21 protein-coding genes and 1 pseudogene are annotated in these 20,341 nt (G+C 34.7%); 7 read left to right on the top strand and 15 right to left on the bottom strand.

The genetic code is table 11. The annotated features are described in order from the left end of the window. Positions 1–5 precede the first annotated feature (5 nt). The 3 genes and pseudogenes from rbsK to murB all read right to left on the bottom strand — a co-directional run bounded on the left by rbsK (position 6) and on the right by murB (position 3,045). Positions 6–914 (bottom strand): ribokinase, encoded by a 909-nt coding sequence (gene rbsK / locus QM017_RS03250; protein WP_178198029.1) that lies wholly within the window; start codon positions 912–914, stop codon positions 6–8. Positions 915–1,012: 98 nt separating this feature from the next. Next, a pseudogene (locus QM017_RS03245) lies at positions 1,013–1,980 on the bottom strand (substrate-binding domain-containing protein). Positions 1,981–2,151: 171 nt separating this feature from the next. Continuing rightward, positions 2,152–3,045: a UDP-N-acetylmuramate dehydrogenase gene (gene murB, locus QM017_RS03240; RefSeq protein WP_178198028.1), complete on the bottom strand. Its 894-nt coding sequence runs from the start codon at positions 3,043–3,045 to the stop codon at positions 2,152–2,154. A gap of 141 nt (positions 3,046–3,186) precedes the next feature. Here murB and QM017_RS03235 point away from each other — a divergent pair, with 141 nt between their 5' ends. Further along, positions 3,187–3,948, top strand: coding sequence for an exodeoxyribonuclease III (locus QM017_RS03235; protein WP_178198027.1), 762 nt, complete (start codon positions 3,187–3,189; stop codon positions 3,946–3,948). Positions 3,949–3,961: 13 nt separating this feature from the next. Further along, positions 3,962–4,495 carry a 3'-5' exonuclease gene (locus QM017_RS03230; RefSeq protein ID WP_282708845.1) on the top strand — a complete coding sequence of 178 codons (534 nt, stop codon included), beginning with the start codon at positions 3,962–3,964 and terminating at the stop codon, positions 4,493–4,495. Positions 4,496–4,923: 428 nt separating this feature from the next. Here the strand turns inward: QM017_RS03230 and QM017_RS03225 are convergent, their stop codons facing one another. The 5 genes from QM017_RS03225 to QM017_RS03205 all read right to left on the bottom strand — a co-directional run bounded on the left by QM017_RS03225 (position 4,924) and on the right by QM017_RS03205 (position 8,255). Next, positions 4,924–5,529, bottom strand: a complete 606-nt coding sequence (locus QM017_RS03225; protein ID WP_282708844.1) for an IS3 family transposase — start codon at positions 5,527–5,529, stop codon at positions 4,924–4,926. 69 nt (positions 5,530–5,598) lie between these two features. Further along, positions 5,599–5,889 (bottom strand): helix-turn-helix domain-containing protein, encoded by a 291-nt coding sequence (locus tag QM017_RS03220; protein WP_282708843.1) that lies wholly within the window; start codon positions 5,887–5,889, stop codon positions 5,599–5,601. A gap of 175 nt (positions 5,890–6,064) precedes the next feature. Then, on the bottom strand, positions 6,065–6,526 hold the full coding sequence (gene tsaE / locus QM017_RS03215; RefSeq protein WP_178197647.1) for a tRNA (adenosine(37)-N6)-threonylcarbamoyltransferase complex ATPase subunit type 1 TsaE: 462 nt from the start codon (positions 6,524–6,526) through the stop codon (positions 6,065–6,067). A gap of 22 nt (positions 6,527–6,548) precedes the next feature. Next, positions 6,549–7,544 (bottom strand): phosphate acetyltransferase, encoded by a 996-nt coding sequence (gene pta, locus QM017_RS03210; protein ID WP_178197649.1) that lies wholly within the window; start codon positions 7,542–7,544, stop codon positions 6,549–6,551. A gap of 18 nt (positions 7,545–7,562) precedes the next feature. Beyond that, complete coding sequence (locus QM017_RS03205; RefSeq protein ID WP_178197651.1) at positions 7,563–8,255, bottom strand: uracil-DNA glycosylase; 693 nt, start codon at positions 8,253–8,255, stop codon at positions 7,563–7,565. A 200-nt stretch (positions 8,256–8,455) separates the two neighbouring features. On the opposite strand from QM017_RS03205, the gene QM017_RS03200 reads away from it, so the two are divergent. The 5 genes from QM017_RS03200 (at position 8,456) to QM017_RS03180 (ending at position 11,674) form a co-directional block, all read left to right on the top strand. Then, positions 8,456–9,328, top strand: a complete 873-nt coding sequence (locus QM017_RS03200) for a Cof-type HAD-IIB family hydrolase (protein ID WP_178197653.1) — start codon at positions 8,456–8,458, stop codon at positions 9,326–9,328. Between the two features lie 34 nt (positions 9,329–9,362). Further along, positions 9,363–9,884 (top strand): LURP-one-related family protein, encoded by a 522-nt coding sequence (locus QM017_RS03195; RefSeq protein ID WP_282708841.1) that lies wholly within the window; start codon positions 9,363–9,365, stop codon positions 9,882–9,884. A gap of 297 nt (positions 9,885–10,181) precedes the next feature. Then, on the top strand, positions 10,182–10,868 hold the full coding sequence (locus QM017_RS03190; RefSeq protein ID WP_282708840.1) for a Mur ligase family protein: 687 nt from the start codon (positions 10,182–10,184) through the stop codon (positions 10,866–10,868). Next, positions 10,754–11,359 carry a Mur ligase family protein gene (locus QM017_RS03185; protein WP_349238494.1) on the top strand — a complete coding sequence of 202 codons (606 nt, stop codon included), beginning with the start codon at positions 10,754–10,756 and terminating at the stop codon, positions 11,357–11,359. Before QM017_RS03190 ends, QM017_RS03185 begins: the two co-directional genes overlap by 115 nt. A 3-nt stretch (positions 11,360–11,362) precedes the next feature. Further along, positions 11,363–11,674, top strand: a complete 312-nt coding sequence (locus tag QM017_RS03180; protein ID WP_282708839.1) for a hypothetical protein — start codon at positions 11,363–11,365, stop codon at positions 11,672–11,674. Positions 11,675–12,153: 479 nt separating this feature from the next. Here the strand turns inward: QM017_RS03180 and QM017_RS03175 are convergent, their stop codons facing one another. From QM017_RS03175 to QM017_RS03145, 7 genes are all read right to left on the bottom strand, one after another. Further along, on the bottom strand, positions 12,154–13,179 hold the full coding sequence (locus QM017_RS03175; RefSeq protein ID WP_282708838.1) for a 3D domain-containing protein: 1,026 nt from the start codon (positions 13,177–13,179) through the stop codon (positions 12,154–12,156). A 172-nt stretch (positions 13,180–13,351) separates the two neighbouring features. Continuing rightward, entirely contained in the window at positions 13,352–13,819 is a 468-nt protein-coding gene (smpB, locus tag QM017_RS03170; protein WP_178197662.1) for an SsrA-binding protein SmpB, read from the bottom strand. Positions 13,820–13,842: 23 nt separating this feature from the next. Beyond that, positions 13,843–16,185, bottom strand: coding sequence for a ribonuclease R (gene rnr / locus QM017_RS03165; RefSeq protein WP_282708837.1), 2,343 nt, complete (start codon positions 16,183–16,185; stop codon positions 13,843–13,845). 80 nt (positions 16,186–16,265) lie between these two features. Further along, positions 16,266–16,502, bottom strand: a complete 237-nt coding sequence (gene secG, locus QM017_RS03160) for a preprotein translocase subunit SecG (RefSeq protein ID WP_178197666.1) — start codon at positions 16,500–16,502, stop codon at positions 16,266–16,268. 342 nt (positions 16,503–16,844) lie between these two features. Next, positions 16,845–18,170 carry a phosphopyruvate hydratase gene (gene eno / locus QM017_RS03155; RefSeq protein WP_178197668.1) on the bottom strand — a complete coding sequence of 442 codons (1,326 nt, stop codon included), beginning with the start codon at positions 18,168–18,170 and terminating at the stop codon, positions 16,845–16,847. A gap of 109 nt (positions 18,171–18,279) precedes the next feature. Continuing rightward, the gene (gene tpiA, locus QM017_RS03150; RefSeq protein WP_178197723.1) at positions 18,280–19,038 is read right to left on the bottom strand and encodes a triose-phosphate isomerase; all 759 of its coding nucleotides are present in this window, start codon (positions 19,036–19,038) and stop codon (positions 18,280–18,282) included. 62 nt (positions 19,039–19,100) lie between these two features. After that, entirely contained in the window at positions 19,101–20,294 is a 1,194-nt protein-coding gene (locus QM017_RS03145; RefSeq protein ID WP_178197670.1) for a phosphoglycerate kinase, read from the bottom strand. Positions 20,295–20,341 lie beyond the last annotated feature (47 nt).

The following is a 20,341-nucleotide window of genomic DNA, read 5'->3' as shown; positions in this document are numbered from 1 at the left end:
ATCTCCTAATCATTTAACTCATGTTCATATGGAATCGAAGGTTGTGCTCCAAAACGTTGAACAGTTAATGCAGAAGCGCGATTGCTATAAGCGATTGCTTGACTTAGATTACTGAAATCTTTATTCAATACTGTACTTAATGCTCCGATAAAAGTATCACCAGCTGCTGTTGTATCCACTGCTTTAACTTTTAATGCAGGCACAATCCCACTTTGACCAGCAACATCATAAAAAGCACCTTTACTTCCCATCGTGATAATAACAGCTTGAATTCCTAGGGCATGCAACTTTGCTACTGCTTGTTGCATACTTTCTTGATTAGTAATTCTAATCCCTGTCAAAATTTCAGTTTCTGTTTCATTAGGAATAATCATATCAGTAACTTGTAACAACTCTTTTGGAACATCAGTCAGCGCTGGAGCTGGATTTAAAATCGTCTTAACACCTGCTTGTTTAGCTAATTTAAAGGTTGTAATCGTCGCATCAAGCGAACTTTCCAATTGTGCAATAATAAAATCACTATGCGCAATGATTGCTTGAAATTCTAATACATCATCACTAGTAAATGCTTGATTGGCTCCTGCAAAAATAGTAATACTATTTTCCCCAGCAGCATCAACCGTGATAAATGCCTGACCAGTTGATGTTTTAGGTAATACCTTGACTGCGGTCAAATCAATCTCATCTTGACTCATTAAATCCGTCATCATTTGACCGGCAGCATCATTTCCCACTGCTCCAATAAAATAAGTCTTAGCTCCAAGGCGTTTAGCAGCTACGGCTTGATTTGCACCTTTGCCACCACCTGCTGTAAAATGTTCAATCGCATGAATAGTTTCACCTGGTTTAGGCATTTTTTGCACGCGCAAAGTCGTATCAAGATTAATACTTCCAATTACTGTTACTATATTCATTTGTCTCGTCTCCTAAACTAATGTTTTTAACTAAATCGTTTTACTAAAACGTTTTAGTTGTTGGGATAATCAAAATATACTATACATTGAAAGCTATTTCATTTTTTTACCGAAGCCCGTTTAACCAAACTAACTGGCAATAATTTTTCTTCCCAAGCTTTATCAGGTTGCTTGATTCGTGCTAATAAAAGTTGCGCTGTCATTTGGTCTAGTTGAAAAATTAGTTGTGCAATCGTTGTTAGTGGAGGAAATACATATTCACACATTTCAACGTTATCATAACCAACAATGCTATAATCAACTGGAATTTTTTTACCGGCTTGAGCTAAACCACGGTATAACCCAAAAGACAGCTCATCATTAACAGCAAAAAGCGCAGTTACATCTTGTCTTAAGACCTCTTGTATTGCAGTTTGCCCTCCTTTTTTAGAAAGTTGGGTTTTTATTAATACAACATCTTGCTTATATACACTTTTGAAGCCAGCAACTCGTTTTTGAATATTAATTGGTGCATCTTTTGCCGTAATAATTGCTACTTTTTGGTGCGTTGCTTGTTGTAAGTATTTGGCTACCAACATACCACCTTGATAATCATCACATAAAATAGCATCACTATAGCCTGTAGCCTTTTTTTGATCTATCACAATATAAGGGATTTTTTGCGCCCTTAAAGTTTCATTTATTGTTTGATTAGAAATCGTTGAACTGGCAATGATAATTTCATCCACACTACGTCTAATTAGTTCTGTTAAATATTCATACTCACGCGGTGTATCATGTGTAACATTACACAACATTAAAATATAATTTTCTTGATAACAAACCTCTTCAACCCCTTGAAGCAACTTCGCAAAAAAGGATTGCTAATATCAAGAACAACTACTCCGATCGTTTTACTTTTCTTCATGATCATTCTTTGAGCAACATAATCGGGTTGATATGCCAAGCTTTCTTTTGCAGCCAAAAATTTTTCAATTGTTTTTTCGCTAAAGTAATCTCTTTTACCATTTAAGATTTGCGAAACTGTCGTAATCGAAACTCCTGAATAGTTAACAACATCTTTAATCGTTACCTTTTTCTTGTCATTTCAGCTCTCCTTTCTAAAAAAATTAGCTTTTAGTGTATATAAGTAGCAACATTTATCAATTATAACACACCTTTTTTATTAGAGCATAGTTTAATAAAAGTGTTATCAAAAAACAAAGAAAACCTCTTTATCTTTTAATAACACTTTCCCTTAATCACGCCCAATAATGCGAACTTCTGTTTCTAATTTTACTTCAAACTTATCCCAGACAACTTGTTTTACATGTTCAATAACTTGGAGATAGTCTTTTGCAGTTGCTTGATTTAAATTAACAATAAAACCTGCATGTTTCAAAGATACTTGAGCATCACCACAACGATAACCTTGTAAATTAGCATCATGTACTAATTTTCCAGTAAAATGACCAACGGGGCGCTTAAAAACACTACCACACGATGGATATTCTAAAGGTTGTTTACTTGCACGTAAGTAATTTAATTCATCCATTTTTGCAAAAATAGCCTTTTGATCACCAAAGGATAAAACAAATTGTGCTTCTAAAACAATATCTTGTTCAACTTGTAAACGACTATGGCGATAGCTCATATTTAATTGTTGTGCCGTATAAGTTTTAATCTTTGCTTCAGGTGTCAAAACAGTAACCTCTTTTAAAACATCTTTAATTTCACCACCATAAGCTCCGGCATTCATAAAGACAGCTCCTCCGATGCTTCCAGGAATTCCGGCAGCAAATTCTAAACCAGTCAATCCATGCTTAGCAACTTGAATTGTTGTTTCTATCAATGAGGCACCGGCTTGAACATTTACAAGATTTTTTGTAAAACTTATTTGCTTTAAATCCGTCATCATGATAACTAATCCAGCGACACCACCGTCTTTAACGATTAGATTGCTAGCATTACCTAAAACCGTTAAAGGCAAATTATTTTTTTTAGCCCATGTAACTAAAAGACTGACTTCAGCAATCGACTTAGGAAACGCCAAAAAATCAGCGTTCCCTCCCGTTTTTGTATAAGTATATTTTCTCAGTGGTTCATCTTTTAAAAGCTTAACCTTATCTAATTGACTTATTTCTATCATCATAATGTGTCCTTTCACTTACAATCATGAAATAGTATATCACCTTTTAAAAAATATGACTATTTTAGACATATTTCTTTAGTAGAATTTATTTAAAAAGCTTGTTAAACTGGAAGTAACCAAAAATAAACGGAGGTAACTAATGTGAAATTTATTTCCTGGAACGTTAATGGATTACGCGCTATCCTAAAAAAAGATTTTTTGACAATCTTTAACCAACTCGACGCAGACTTCTTTTGCTTACAAGAAACTAAACTCCAAGCAAATCAAGTTGAACTCGACTTACCTGGATATTATCAATACTGGAATTATGCACAAAAAAAAGGCTACTCGGGTACTGCTGTCTTTACTAAAAAAGTGCCTTTAGCGGTTACTTATGGGATGGGAATAGATAAACACGATCAAGAAGGTCGCTTGATCACGCTTGAATATTCAACTTTTTATCTCGTAACTTGTTATACACCAAATTCGCAAACTGAGCTCAAACGTCTAAATTATCGGTTAGAATGGGAAAATGACTTTTTAGATTATTTAAAAAAACTCGATGCTAAAAAACCCGTTATTTTATGCGGTGATTTAAACGTTGCTCATCAAGAAATTGATTTAAAAAATCCTAAAACCAATCATAAAAATGCCGGTTTTAGCGATGAAGAACGCCAACGATTTACTACTCTTTTAGCTAATGGATTTAGCGATACATTCCGTCATCTTTATCCCACAAAAACAGGAAAATATTCTTGGTGGAGCTACCGTTTCAATGCACGCAAAAATAATGCCGGATGGCGTATCGATTATTTTGTCGTTTCTAAAAGCCTGCTACCACAAGTGCAAGATAGCTTAATTTTAAGTGATATCTTAGGCTCTGATCATTGTCCTGTTGCATTATTAACTGATGATTTTAACTAAGGAGAATCAAAAAATGAATTTTGTTGCTTTAGACTTTGAAACAGCAAGCCCTAAACGCCATAGTGCTTGTTCCTTAGCCTTAACAGTTGTTCAAAACAATCAAATTGTCGATGAATTATACTCATTGATTAAACCTGAAACTGAATTTTCACCATATAATATTAAAATCCATGGAATCACTCCACAAATGGTTGCACAAGCACCTAAATTTCCCGAATTATGGCCACATATTGCGCCATTTTTTGGCCCAGACAAGCTTATCGTAGCGCATAATGCACCTTTTGATTGCAGTGTTTTGAAAAAGACTTTGGAATATTATCAAATTACCCCTCCCAATTTCTTAGCTTTGGATACAGTCAAAACTTGTCGACATTATTTTAGTGACTTGCCAAATCATAAATTAAATACTGTTTGTCAGCAATTACAAATCTCACTTGAACATCATCATAATGCTCTAGATGATAGCTTAGCTTGTGCTAAAATCTTACTTTATCAAGTTCAAAAATTTGGAATTGATGACTTGAACAAGTTCATTAAATCTTATTAATATTTTGATATAGTGCTTCGTTTGAGGTACTATTTTTTTAGATTTCATTTAACTAGCTTATTGTTTAATATGTCTGCCATTAAAATTTTTCATAAAAAATAAAACCCTCTTTACCAGTCAAAATTGATGTGTACCCAGTTTTCTGGACACGTTAAAATTTAATAAATTATCCTAGGGATGCTTCCTTGTATTTTACAGGAGGCATCCATTTTGTTTTGGCTTGAATCCTTTGATTGTTATAGTAATCGATATATTTACTAATAATTAAATGAGCTGTGATCTTTTTCACATCCATAAAAGACCTCATTTTTAAGTCTTCCAAAGAAAGTCTCCATGACACAATTATCATAACAGTTGCCTTTCCGTGACATCGATTGAATAATCCCGTGTTCTTTTAAGGTATTTCTGAAATACGCGTGCTGATACTGCTATCCTTGATCAGAATGCAATATTAGTCCTTCTACAGATAAGAATTTTTTAAAGGCCATATCAAGCATTCGTTTAATTTGTTCTAAGTTTGGATTTAACGACAAATCATAGGAAATAATCTCATTTGTATTCATATCTATAATTGGAGAAATATAACACTTTCCCCATAAAAAACTAAACTGCGATACATCTGTAGCCCATTTTTGTAATGGTGCAGGTGTGCTGAAATCTCTATCTATGATATTATCTGTGCTTTTTCCGACTTTACCTTTATAAGAATGATAACTACGTTTTGGTGTTTTTCCTAACAAGTTCATATTATGCATAAGACGTTGAACTCGTTTATGATTTACATTATATCCACAATTCACTAGTTCTTTGTGAACTCTACGCACGCCATATCTACTTTTGTTGCGTTCAAATATTTCTTGAATCTTAGCCATCAATCCCTTGTTTCTAACTTTTACAACATCAACTTTATTTATCTCAAAATAATAGGTAGATCTAGCCATTCGCATGGCTTTTAAAAGATACTTTAATTGATATCCTTCTTTCCGGAGTTCTTTGATGAGCGCTGCTTTTTGGCCTTGAGTTGCGCAGCCCACTTTTCGTGCCTCAAGGCGATCCTTTTTTTATCACTGCAATTTTGGTCTTAATATATTCATTTTCGGCTCTTAACCGAATGAGCTCTTCATATTCGCTTTTTTTAAGTTTTCTTGGTTTTTGCATATCTCTTTTTTCATAGTTGGGCTCCTGAATTTTCGACCTTTCTTTTTATTTCCAAGACCATTATAACCATAAATCTTATATTTTCGAACCCATTGATACAATAAACCACCATTAATACCTGCTTGAATAGCTTTTCTAGCAATCACTTGAGAAACTAATTCGAATTTTTCTTCAGGAGTCCAATTTTTATTGAAATTCTTGTGTTTTAAGATATCAAAATCATGTGCTTCTTGCATTCGAGTCCATTTTCTCACCATGTTTTAATTCCATCTGGTGTTTCAGGCCATTTACCTTCTCAGTATAATTCGATACATTTTATTTTATATTCTTGCGAGTAGCGCATAAAAATAACCCTCCTTACTGGATGTCCAGTAAAGAGGGTACGTATCAAATGTAAAGAAGGTTTTTTTATTAATTTGTTAAATCCGTTAATAATTGTTCATAGCGCGCGCCGTTAGCTTCAAAAAGTAAGGTACGTTTATCAAAGTTATCATCATCTTTTTGAAAATGAATAACTAAATTTTGAGCAGGTAATTCATCTGCAATAAATTGCGACCATTCAATCACACAAACACCTTGTCCGTTTAGATATTCATCTAATCCTAAATCAGATCCACTACTTTCTTCAAGGCGATAAACATCCATATGATAAAGTGGCAAGCGTCCTTGTTGATATTCACGAATCAACGTAAAGGTTGGGCTTTTAACGTTGCGCGTAATTCCTAGTCCCTTAGCTAGCCCTTTGGTAAAAGTTGTTTTGCCTGCACCTAACTGTCCATCTAATAAGAGCACATCTCCTGGATTAAGCAAATTTGCTAACCGCATTGCTAGTTCTTGTGTTTCTTGTTCAGAATTAACCATAATTTTTAACATTTCAATTCCCTATTCTCTTTATTTATGCTTGTGTAGCTTGTGCTGCTGTCATGATTGCCACATTATAAACGTCTTGTTCACTGCATCCACGTGACAAATCAGATACTGGACTATTTAATCCTTGTAAAACAGGTCCAATTGCTTCAAAGCCACCAAAACGTTGTGCAATCTTATAACCAATATTACCAGATTGTAATTCTGGGAAAATAAAGACCGTAGCCTTACCTGCAACCTTAGAACTTGGTGCCTTTTGAGCAGCTACTTTTGGCACAAAAGCTGCATCAAATTGCAATTCACCATCGATTTGCAATTCTGGAGCTAATTTTTTCGCTAATTTAGTAGCTTCAATAACTTTATCAACTTGTGGAGCCTTAGCTGAGCCTTTAGTTGAAAAACTCATCATTGCCAAACGTGGTTCAATATCAAATAATTTGGCTGTCTTAGCACTTTCAACTGCAATCTCTGCTAAAACATCTGCTGGTGGATCAATATTAATTGCACAATCAGAGAATAGATATGTTTCTGTGCCAAATTTATTAGTTCTTGTCATGACAAAAGCACCACTTGTACGGCTGATACCTGGCTTTGTTTTGATAATTTGTAATGCAGGACGCACTGTGTCACCAGTTGAATGAACTGCGCCAGAAACTAAACCATCTGCTTTATGCATATAAACAAGCATTGTTCCAAAATAATTAACATCTTTCAAAAGTTTACGTGCTTGACTCTCAGTACTTTTACCTTGACGTCTTTCTAAAAAGGTTCGTACCATTTCTTCATATTCATCAACAAAATAAGTTTCAGGATCAATTACTCTGATTGTGCTAGGAATATCTCTACCTAAATCATGTGCTGTTCGTTCAATTTCATATTCGTTTCCTAGGACAATTGGACGTAAGATTCCTTCTTGAGCTAAACGTAATGTAGCACTTAAAACGCGTGGTTCTTCACCTTCTGGAAAAACAATTCGCATATTTTTATTTCTAATTTTTTCTTTTAAATTTGTAAATAAATCCATGAATAAGCCTCCAAATAACTAATTTATTGCACTTACCTCACTTGGTAATTGCCAGTCAATAGGTGTCTGTCCCATGGCGATTAAAGCTTCATTGGTTTTAGAAAATGGCTTAGAACCAAAAAAGCCTCGGCTAGCCGAAAGTGGACTTGGATGTGGCGACATGATAATGACATTGCGACTTTGATCGATCAATTTTATCTTATCTTGAGCGGCTTTTCCCCATAAAATAAAAATTACTGGTGTTGGTCGCTTGGAAAGTGCCACAATCGCAGCATCAGTCAACTGTTCCCATCCCTTTCCACGATGAGAATAAGCCATTCCATCACGTACAGTCAAAACAGAATTTAATAATAAAACACCCTGTTTCGCCCATTTTTCAAGATAACCATGATTAACAGGAGTAATTCCTAAATCAGACTGTAATTCCAAATAAATATTACGCAATGAAGGTGGAATCTTAACACCTGGCAAAACTGAAAAGCTCAATCCATGAGCTTGATTTAAACCATGATATGGATCTTGTCCTAATATGACCACCTTAACTTTTGAAAAAGGCGTCCACTCAAATGCTTCATAGATATGATACATGTCTGGATGAATCGTTTGTGTTTGATACTCTTCTTTTAAAAAGTTATGCAATTGTGCATAATACGTTTTTTGAAATTCAGGTGCCAAAACATCCTGCCAATCATTATTAATAAACGCTTTCATTTAAACACCTCGAATATTATTTTAACACAAGTTAATTAATTTGGAGAATATTTTTATCTTTTATTTTCTTCAGCCAAATCCACTTAATATTTTAACATATCTATATATTAATAATTCATTTTTATCTTGGATTAGCACAAAAACTTAATTTCATGATAAAATTATCCATATAAGAAACTTAAAAAAAGTGAGGTACCACCATGGTCCAAATTATTGCTTCTGATATGGATGGCACAATGCTCAATGATGAGATGGTCATCTCTAAATTTAACGCCGATGCTGTTAAACATGCACAAGCTAAAGGCGTTCATTTTATCGTTTCTTCTGGTAGAGCCTATCGTGAAATTAAACCACTTATTGAAGCTGCCGGATTTAATTGTCCGATGATTACAATGAATGGCGCATTGGTTTTAGACGAAAATGGAAATGTTTTAAGTTCAGCTCCACTTTCTGATCAATTAGCCAAAAAGATTATTTTAAATCTTAAGAAAAAAGGCCTCTACTTTGAAGTTATTTGTTCCAAGGGCGTTTGCTCCGATGATAAAGCTAAACGAATTGAAAATTTTGCCGAATTATTAGCAAGTATCAGTCCTGAAACTCCATACAAATTAGCTGTTGCCTTAGCATCGGCACGTATGGAATTAATGAATATCAATTATGTGGATGATTACTTTGACTTAACCGATGATCCTAAAGTCGATATTTTTAAAATTGTTGCATTCAGCCAACAAGGCCCCGAAGTTTTAAATCCAATTAGAGAAGAACTTTTAAAAAACCCTTCTATTGTCGTAACTTCTTCTGGTCCCGGAAATATCGAAATTAACCATATTAACGCACAAAAAGGCATTGCCTTACAAGCATATGCAGACCGACTAAACGTTCCACTTGATAACGTAATGGCGATTGGCGACAATAACAATGATGTCTCGATGCTAAAAGTAGCTGGTATCAGTTATGCAATGGGAAATGGGACTCAAGAAGTTAAAAAAATTGCTAAATATATTGCCGATCTAAATACTGCCGATGGTGTTGGTAAAGCCATTGAAGAGCAATTAGCTAAAGGTAACTTCTAATGTCCATACAAGTAAGCAATAGAGGTGAAGGAAGTTGCGGACACTATATTCACGGCGCAATGCACTAATAACTCAAAGATCAATTACAATAAAAGATGAACATGGTCAAATTGCCTATTTAATAACCGGTGATCGGGGTAAACAACAAGATGTTTTGACAGTTTTCTCTATCCATGGAGAGATTTTAGCACAAATTAAGCAAAAAAATTTCGGTATCTTCCCACGTTTTGATTTATATCAAGGAAACCAACATGTCGGCTCCTTGCGTCGTTATTATGGTATCGGACGTGAAATATTATTTGTCAAGGGACTTAATTGGTTAATTTTAGGCAATATTTTTACCTTTAACTACAAAATATATCATGCAAAAACATGCTTAATGACTATTTCTGAAGTCAAATTAACCAAGGGAAAATACCTAGAATTTTGGTTTAAAGAAATAAACGATGAGCCAATAGGCTTATGTCTTGCAGCCATTTTAGATCATTGGGCACAAAAAAACATCAAACAAAAACAAAAAAAGTTATCTGGGCAACACCTTTCTGCTTGGAGCTAAAAAGTAACTCTAATATTTTTTAGGACTGATAAAATTTTCATCAGTCCTATTTTTGTGCCAAAAAATAAAAGTCCCCTTTAAAATAAACAATTTTAAGTAGAACAATTATTTGCTTGGATAAAATCATTTAATAAATTTACTTTAAAGCTAATTTGGCACAAATCAATTGTTTATTTGGGATAACACATATGCCTTAATCATCCCCTTTCATAAAAAAACACATAAAGTTTAATAAAATAATCACATTCAAATAAAAATACTACACTTTTTTATAATTAATTTTTTAAGAAATGCTGAGTGTTTAATGAAAACATTAAAACAATATTTAAAAAGCCATCGATTATACCTTACTTCAAAAAAAGTTTGAATAAACCGGTCAATGATTTTGCGATTAATTCAAAAAAAGTTAATTGCAACGACATTTTCATTTGTTTAAAAGGAGCTAATTTCGATGCTCACACATTTATCCCCGATGTCCTAGCACGTGGATGCCAGATTCTAATAATTCAATCTACAATTGACCTAACAAGTATTCCTTCAACTGTAACTGTAGTTAAAGTTACCAATACACGATTAGTTTTAGCAAAGTTGTCAGCTTTTCATTTCAACTATTCTTGTCAAAAATTAACTTGTATTGCTATCACAGGAACCAAAGAAAAAAGTAGTACGGCTTGGATTATTAAACAATTACTTGAACATAATCAACAGCCAACAGGACTAATTAGGACTGATGGTATTTTTTATAATAATTTCAAGATTCCAACTCAAAATACCACTCCTGAAAGCTATGATTTACACAAATATTTAGTACAAATGCTACAAGCTAACATTAAATATGTTGTCATTGAAGTTTCAAGTCAAGCTCAAAAATTAAAACGCACTGCTGGAATTTTTTTGATTATGCGCTATTTACTAATATTTCAATTGATCATATCGGTCAAAATGAACATCACGACTTTAATGAATACCTACAATGTAAACTAAGTCTATTTTCTCAAAGTAAAGTTGGAATCATTAATGCCGATGACGCCTACGCTACTGCTTTTATTAATAAGTCAACTTGTTATTTTACTTATGGGATTACTAACTTTACTAAATCAACCGCACAAAATCTTAAATTGGTGCAGCATAAACATTTTAGCACAACCTCTTTTGATTTATTTTCTAACGGAAAATTGCTAGCTTCTTGTGTTAAAGTACCATTGATTGGAACTTATAATATTAGTAATATCTTAGCTACTCTTAGTTTATTTCAATATTTACAGCTTCCTTTACCATTAACTTCACTACAAAATTTAAAAATTGCTGGTCAGCTTGAATTAGTCTTAAAAACACCACAGCATACTATTTTCGTTGATTATGCTCATAATGAAGCTTCTTTAGAAAAAGTTTTATCAACACTTAAACAACTAAAACCACATCGTTTAATCGTTATTTTTGGCTGTGGTAGCAATCGTTCTAAAAAGCGACGCTAGGGAATGGGACGTGCGGCTGAAAAATATGCTGATTTAACTATTTTAACCGAAGATAATTCACGTTTTGAAAAGCTTATGGAAATTTTAGCTGATATCAAATCAACATTGGTACCATTAACTAATCACTACCTTGAAATTTTAGATCGCTCTCAAGCTATTGAGCATGCTTTAAAAATATCTACACCTCACGATATTATTTTGATTGCCGGTAAAGGAAATGAAGAATATAACGACTGCCAAGGTAAAAAAACACCTTTTAGTGATCGTGATACAGTGTTACAGCTTGCCAAAAAGTTACATTTTTATACTACATAATAAATCTAATCTAAATAAAACTTAAGCTAAAAAGCACTATATATTTTACCATTTCTAATGAAATATACAGATCGATGACATATTGTAATGCTTTATCTGCTACAAAATGTAGACCATATTATGTCATTCTTAGTAGTTATGCTTCATGCTTACTATTCAAAACACAACTCCATAATTGATTGTTTCCTTTTTATTTGCAATACTCCTTGAAATAATATTTTTATTTCTAATATAAACTGTGTAGCAAGTACTACAAAATTAATAAATTTATGATATAAAAAAACCGTCCATTTCTGAACGGCTAGAAATAGACAAGAAACGTCAATATTGGCGTTTCATCACCTACTTTTGTATTCAATTTTTCATATTTCAATGCTGATTTATACCTCACTAAATCAGTAATGATGATTTAAATCCCTAAATATACCGTAAGATTAAGGACTTTGGTAGATAATCTATGAAAAATAAATATTATCTTTTTAACTTAAAACTTTAACAGTCACTGTGCGTCTACCCCAATTAATAGCCTGCGCAACCGTTGCAAAATGTAAATCGATAATATTGCCTTTAATTGCTCCACCAGTATCACCTGCAATTGATACACCATAACCAGATACCCAAACAATACTACCTAGTGGAATCACACTTGGATCAACCGCAACACAACTTGAATTTTGACGTAAATTAATCCCTGTTGCACTATAAACACTAGCTCCTAATTCTTCAGTTGAATACCCCGTAGCTTGCATCGTTAAGGTTTTTGCTCCATTCAAATCAACATTAGCAGTATCATTTGTTACTTGCTGTTGAGCTTGAGCTTGTTGCTTAGCAGCGGCTTCTTGAGCTTGTTTAGCTTGAGCTTCTTCAATAGCTTTTGCTTGTTGTTCTTGATTGGCTAAATCCTTTAATTTACTTTGACTTTGTGCCATAACAGACTTTAACTGTTCAACTTGCTTATTTAATTGAGCTTGTTGTTGTTGCAAATCATCACTTTGTCGTTGCAAATCAGCTTGATAATTTGCTAGCTTATTTTGGGTCTCATTTAATTGATCAACACTTTGCTTAACTGCTTGCATACTATCGTTATAAACATTTTGAAGTCGTTGCAACACAATTACACTACTCAACCACTGTGTTAAATTTTGTGCTTTTTCTAAAAAGCTCAATGTTGTATTTGTACCTTGACGCAACTGAAGTTCACGTAAACGCTGCTTAGCATCACGGGTTCGTTGTTGTTTTTCTTTTTTAGCTTGTTGTAATTGCTTAGTAGCTGTTTGAATCTTAACTGTCGTCTCTTGTTTTTGCGCTTGCAAATCATTTAATTGTTGATAGATAGTATTTACCTTATTCATAGTTTGTGCTAGTTTATCTGAGTTGGCATTTAGTTGAGCTTTAACTTGTGCTTGTTGTTGTTGCAATTCTTCTACACTTGCTGCGCTAATGCTTGGTACAGAAGTTGTTAGCACTAGTATCCCTATTAATAAAATTATTTTAATTTTTTTCATAAACGTCTAACTCCTTTATCTAATTAAAATTATAACTTAAATGCAAGTTGCTTTATTTACACTTAGATTACAATCAGATATCGAAACTAGCACTTGTTACTCATTTGTAATATTTTAATTTTTTATAAAATTAGCCTTATATCTAAAAAAAGCATCTCTAATTGAGATGCTTTTAGCCATAATTCTTAAGGGTACGCCGAATTTCGCGTTCTTGATCACGTCGTTTAATCGTTTCACGCTTATCATAATCATGTTTTCCTTGTGCAACACCAATTAAAACTTTAGCAAAGCCATGCTTAATGTAAACTTTCAATGGTACTAGCGTAATTCCTTTATTAGCCACTTTAGCTGCCAATTGCTGAATTTCTTTTTTATGCAAAAGTAACTTCCGATTACGCAACGGATCATGATTAAACTGATTTCCTTGATCGTATGGTGAAATATGCACATTCATCAACCATGCTTGATTATTTTTAATCTGTGCAAAACCATCTTTTAAATTAATCCGACTAGCCCGAATCGATTTAATTTCTGTTCCAGTCAAGACCATTCCAGCCTCGATTGTTTCTAAAATATGATAATCATGACTAGCTTTCTTATTTTGTGCTAAAGGGCGATCATTAGACTTACTTTTAGCCATGGCTTTTTCCCCTCCTTAAAGTCTTATTTACGTCGCTTTTGTTGCTTATTGCGTTGCTTATAAAACGGCTTTTTTTGATTATTATTGTGTCCATGACCATTGCGTTTCTTTTGGCCATCACGACCTTTATTATCACGCTTATTACGTCTGATTTCTGGTAATTTGACTCCATCTAACAAATTACTTGTAGGCGCATTTTCAGGATGAAGTAAACTAAAATCAATCTCTTTTTGATCAACATTTACATTAGTCAATTTGACGCGAATCTCTTGACCAATTCGATATGTTCGTTTTGTCTTACGTCCAACCAATGCTAGGTGTTTTTCTACAAATTCAAAATAGTCGCCTTTAATTTCACTAATATGAATTAAACCTTCAACCGTATTTGGCAAAGAGACAAACATTCCAAACTTAGTAACTGAACTGACCACTGCATCAAATTCTTCACCCACATGATTAGCCATAAATTCGGCTTTCTTCATTGCATCGGTATCTCTTTCAGCATCGATTGCTCGTCGTTCCATTTGCGAACTATGCGTTGTAATTTCTTCTAACTTAGAACGGTACTTATCTTGTGCTTGTTGTGAGATACCATTTTCATCGTAAAAACGAATTAATCGATGAACCATCAAATCTGGATAACGCCGAATTGGAGATGTAAAATGCGTATAATCACTAGCTGCTAAGCCAAAATGCCCTAATGGCTGTGGAGAGTATTTAGCTTGTTGCATCGAACGTAACATCAAAGTCGAAATCATCGCTTCTTCTGGTTTTCCGGCTACTTTTTTCAAAATGCCTTGTAACATTTTAGCATTAATTTCACTCTTTTTACCCGTAACTTCGATTCCAAAGCAAGCCAACGTTTCAAAGAATGCTGTGATTTTTTCTGGCTTAGGCGTTTCATGGATACGATAAACAAATGGTACATTTAGCTTGTTGTAATGTTGTGCCACTGTTTCATTAGCAATCAACATAAACGATTCAACCATTCGTTCACTCGTCCCGCGTTCCCGCAATTGAATATCGATTGGATGTCCTTGTTCATCAACGATAATTTTGGCTTCCGTATCTTCAAATTCAATTGCACCACGGCGTTTACGCATCTTTAATAAAATCTTATGCAATTGTGCCATATCTTCAAACATTGGCACTAATTCTTCATAACGCGCACGTGTCTTTTCATCATGTGCTTCTAATATCTTGTTAATATCAACATATGTCATGCGTTGAGTTGATTTAATGATACTTGGAAAAATCTTATGTTTAACAACTTCACCTTCAGGAGTAATTTCCATTTCGCATGTCATCGCACACCGCTCTACTTGTGGATTCAAAGAGCAAATCCCATTTGATAGCTTATGTGGCAACATCGGAATTACGCGATCGGTTAAATAAACAGAAGTCCCCCGCTCAAATGCCTCGGCATCTAATGCAGTCCCTGGACGCACATAATGGGAAACATCGGCAATATGCACACCTAAATGATAGTTTCCATTGGCCAATTTCCAAACATTAACCGCATCATCTAAATCCTTAGATTCAATGCTATCAATTGTTACTAATTTTTGCTCGGTTAAATCAACACGACCTTGACGATCATTATCTGTTACATGGTCTGGAATTAATTCAACTTCTTGCATAACTTCTGTTGGAAATTCAGTTGGAATATCATGTTTGTAAACAATCTGTAAAATATCCATTCCCGGATCGTTGACATTGCCAATTACTTTAGTTACCACACCCTTTAAGATTCCTGGTAAAGCAACATCTGGATACGCAGTAATATCTGCTAAAACAACTTCACCTTCAACTGGATGTAATCCCTTATCTTCCACTAAAAAACGATACGCCGAAAGCTTTTTATCCTTAAGGTGAATCGTCCCAATAACATTAGCAAATTTATTACCTTCTTCTAAGTACTTAAATTCACCAACAACTTGTTTTAACGCACGCTCTAACACATTAACAATACGTCCTTCTGGACTCTTACCTTGTGTGGGATTGCCGGGATTGGTCATTTCAACTTCAACTTCATCGCCGTTTAATGCGCCATTTGTTTGCGTTGGATTGATAAAAAAGTCCGGACTTTCAGGATCAACTGTCACAAAACCAAACCCACGATCACTAGCATGAAACACTCCAGTAAAGCGTGGCAACTGTTGCACTTGGATCAACGAAAATAAATCATTATCATCTAGTTTAATCTTTTGTTCATGTTCTAATTGAGCTAGCGCTTGTACAACAAATTTAAATTGTCCTGGTCCTGTCATTGCTAGCTTGTCTACTAGCTGTTGTACCGAATATTTTGCATTCGGTTCTTCTTCAAAATAGCCTAAAATCTTAATAGCTAATTCTTTTTTACTCATCTATATCCTCTTCTATTCGTTAAATCTTAAATTAGCAAGAAAAAACCCCCTGAGAACTTAAATGCAGGGGGTCTTTTAAGCTAATGTGATGAAATATATACCAAAGCCAATGCTAATACAAAGAAAATAATTCCTAAGACCGTTGTAACTTTTTGCATGAAGGCTTCAAAACCACGTGGCTTTTGTTTACTGAAAAGTTCGGCTGCACCACCAGATAAAGCTGTCGATGCATTATCTGTCTTAGCTGGTTGCATCATCACCGCAATGATAATTAAAACCGCCACAATAATAAGCAGTGTTAAGAGTATATTATACAATTAAAGTATCCTCCTCACCCGTTTAGGTAATCTACATCTACTCTAATATAACATACTTAAAGCCATTTTTCCAAGCAGATTTCATTAAATTCAGCAAAAAAGACATCCTTAACCCTTCGCAAGAACTTTTAACTAAATGGAAAAATAATTTTTTTGCAAAAAACAGACAAATAAAAATATCTGTTAGAATGAAAGCAAATAATTTTGAAAGAAAGATTGACTCTATCAAAAAACTTTTTAATATTAAAGACAAAATACTTGAAAATCCAGCAAAAAGAGCCATAAAAAGCAAAAAAGACAAGCTTCTTAAATGAAACTTGTCTTTTTTACTAATCATTATGATTATTTGTTAACGATGTCTTGACGAGCAACTTCGCTTAAGTTGTAGAATGAGTTGATACCCTTGTATTCTGCAACTGTTTCTGTCAATTGATCTTCGATACGCATTAATTGGTTGTACTTAGCGATACGATCTGTACGGCTCATAGAACCAGTCTTGATTTGGCCTGCGTTTGTAGCAACAACCAAATCAGAAATTGTTGTATCTTCTGTTTCACCAGAACGGTGAGAAACGATAGCTGTGTAGCCAGCTTCTTTAGCCATTTCGATAGCTTCCATTGTTTCTGTCAAAGTACCGATTTGGTTAACTTTGATTAAGATGGAGTTAGCTGCACCTACAGAGATACCTTTCTTAAGGTATTGTGTGTTTGTTACGAAGAAGTCATCACCAACTAATTGAACTTTCTTACCAAGTTCAGCTGTGATTTCTTTCCAGTCATCCCAGTTGTTTTCATCGATAGGATCTTCGATAGAAATGATAGGATATTTGTCAACCAAGCTTTCAAGATACTTGATGAATTCTGTAGATGTGAATTCTTCACCTGTTGACCAACGTAACTTGTATTTCTTAGTTTCTGCATCCCATAATTCTGAAGAAGCAACGTCAACTGCGATTGCAACGTCTTTACCTGGTTTGTAACCAGCAGCTTCGATAGCTTTCATCAAGTATTGTAATGGTTCTTCGTTGTTAGCAAAGTCAGGAGCAAAACCACCTTCATCACCAACAGAAGTTGCTTTACCATCTGCTGCCAATAATTTTTGTAAGTTATGGAATGTTTCAGAACCCATACGGATAGCTTCTTTGATAGAAGATGCACCAACAGGCATGATCATGAATTCTTGGAAGTCAACTTTGTTATCAGAGTGAGCACCACCGTTGATAACGTTCATCATTGGTGTTGGTAATACGTGTGCGTTGAAACCACCCAAGTAGTTGTACAAAGGTACTTCTAATTCATCAGCAGCTGCACGAGCAACAGCGATAGAAACAGCTAAGATAGCGTTAGCACCTAATTTACCTTTGTTTGGTGTGCCATCTAAAGCGATCATAGCTTTATCGATAGCAACTTGATCAGTTACTTCATAACCGATAATTTCTTTAGCAATGATGTTGTTTACGTTAGCAACAGCTTTTGTAACACCTTTGCCCATGTAACGGGACTTGTCACCGTCACGTAATTCAACAGCTTCGTGTTCACCAGTAGAAGCACCAGAAGGAACGATTCCACGACCGAATGCACCAGCTTCTGTGTAAACTTCAGCTTCAACTGTTGGGTTACCGCGTGAGTCTAAGACTTCGCGAGCATAAATTTCTGTAATTGCAGACATTTTATTACTCTCCTTTGAGTTTGATTGACTTTTGAGAAATATGTCCTCGGTAATATTTTAACAGTTTTTACCGCGGACTTTCAATAAAAACAACTAATTTTCAGAAAAATTAGTCTTGATAGTTAACTAATTGTAAGTATGATTCAGGAATCAAGGAAGCACCGCCGACTAAACCACCGTCGATATCTTCTTTTGCCATTAATTCCTTAACATTTTCTGGTTTCACTGAGCCACCGTATTGAATACGAACAGCATCAGCAACTGTTTGATCATATAACTTAGCAACTGTTTGACGAACAACTGCACAGATTTCTTGTGCTTGGTCTGCAGTAGCTGTCTTACCTGTACCGATTGCCCAGATTGGTTCATAAGCAATCACTAATTGAGAAACTTGTTGGGCGCTTAAATCTTTAAGGCCAGCAACGATTTGAGCTTCTACCCATTCTTTTTCTTTGCCAGCTTCACGTGTTTCTAAAGATTCACCACAGCAAAGAATTGGTGTCATGCCATTTTTAAAGATAGCATGTGCTTTCTTGTTGATGTCTTCATCTGTTTCATGGAAGTAATCACGACGTTCGGAGTGACCGATAACTACGTAATCAACACCCATTTCTTTTAAAACTTTAGGTGAAGTTTCACCAGTGAAGGCACCTTCATCTTCAAAGTAGCAGTTTTCAGCAGCAACTTTTAAGTTTGAACCCTTAGCAGCTTCGATTAAAGCAGCCAAATCAACTGCGGGTGCAGCGATTACTGATTCAACCTTGCAACCACAAGGTAAGTTATCCTTAACTGCGTTTACAAATTCAACTGTTTGAACTGGATTCATGTTCATCTTCCAGTTACCTGCAATAATTGGTTTACGCACAATAATCATCCTTTCACACATTAGGGAGGCATTAACCTCCCCGTGAATAGTCTTTTTAAAAGCTATTATTTATCGGAAACAGCAGCAATTCCTGGTAATTCTTTACCTTCAAGATATTCAAGAGATGCGCCACCACCTGTTGAGATATGAGTCAACTTGTCAGAAACACCAAGTTTCTTAACAGCAGCTGTTGAATCGCCACCACCAACGATTGTTGTAGCATCGCTTAATGTACCTAAGAATTCACCGATTTCAAGTGTACCTTTAGCGTAGTTGCTCATTTCAAATACGCCCATAGGTCCGTTCCAAACAACAGTCTTAGCGTCTGCTAAAGTTTCTTTGAATAAAGCAACAGATTTTGGTCCGATATCAAGAGCCATGTAGCCATCGGCAATGTCACCTTCAAATACTTTATTAGGTACATCGTTACTAAATTCTTTTGCACAAACGTTATCAACAGGTAATACTAACTTATCGCCAGCTTTTTCAAGTAATTCCTTAGCTAATTCAATCTTATCAGTTTCAACTAAAGAGTTACCAATCTTAATACCTTTAGCAGCGTAGAATGTGTAAGTCATCCCACCACCAACAATAATCTTGTCAGCTTTATCTAAAAGATGTGTAATAACACCAATCTTATCGGAAACCTTTGCACCACCTAAAATAGCAACGAATGGATGTGCTGGGTTGTCAACAGCTTCACCTAAGAATTTGATTTCTTTTTCTAATAAGAAACCAGCTGCTGCTTGTTGCATGTTGCTTGCGATACCTACGTTAGATGCGTGTGCACGGTGTGCTGTACCAAATGCATCGTTAATGTAAACATCGCCTAAAGAAGCCCAGTATTTACCTAATTCAGGATCATTTTTGGATTCTTTTTTACCATCTAAATCTTCAAAACGTGTATTTTCAACAACTAAAACATCGCCATCTTCCATTTTTGCGATAGCTTCTTCTAATTGTGCACCACGTGTAGCTGGTACAAATGTTACTGGCTTGTTTAACAATTCTGCTAAATGTTCAGCAACTGGACGTAAGCTCAAAGACTTCTTGTCTTCTTCTGTCTTGATACGGCCAAGATGTGAGAATAAGATTGCTTTACCACCTTGTTCAAGTACGTAATTGATAGTTGGTAAAGCAGCTACCATACGGTTGTCATCACCAATCACACCGTCTTTAATAGGAACATTAAAGTCAACACGAATTAAAACTTTTTTACCTTTAAGGTCTTTTAAATCAGAAACGATAAGTTTAGCCATGTGCATAAACCTCCATTATTTTTATTAAAAATAAAAGGCGAAGGAAG

The sequence above is a fragment of the Ligilactobacillus sp. Marseille-Q7487 genome, assembly GCF_949152225.1.
Lineage (GTDB): Bacteria > Bacillota > Bacilli > Lactobacillales > Lactobacillaceae > Ligilactobacillus.
This window is presented reverse-complemented; position numbering and strand designations above follow the sequence as displayed.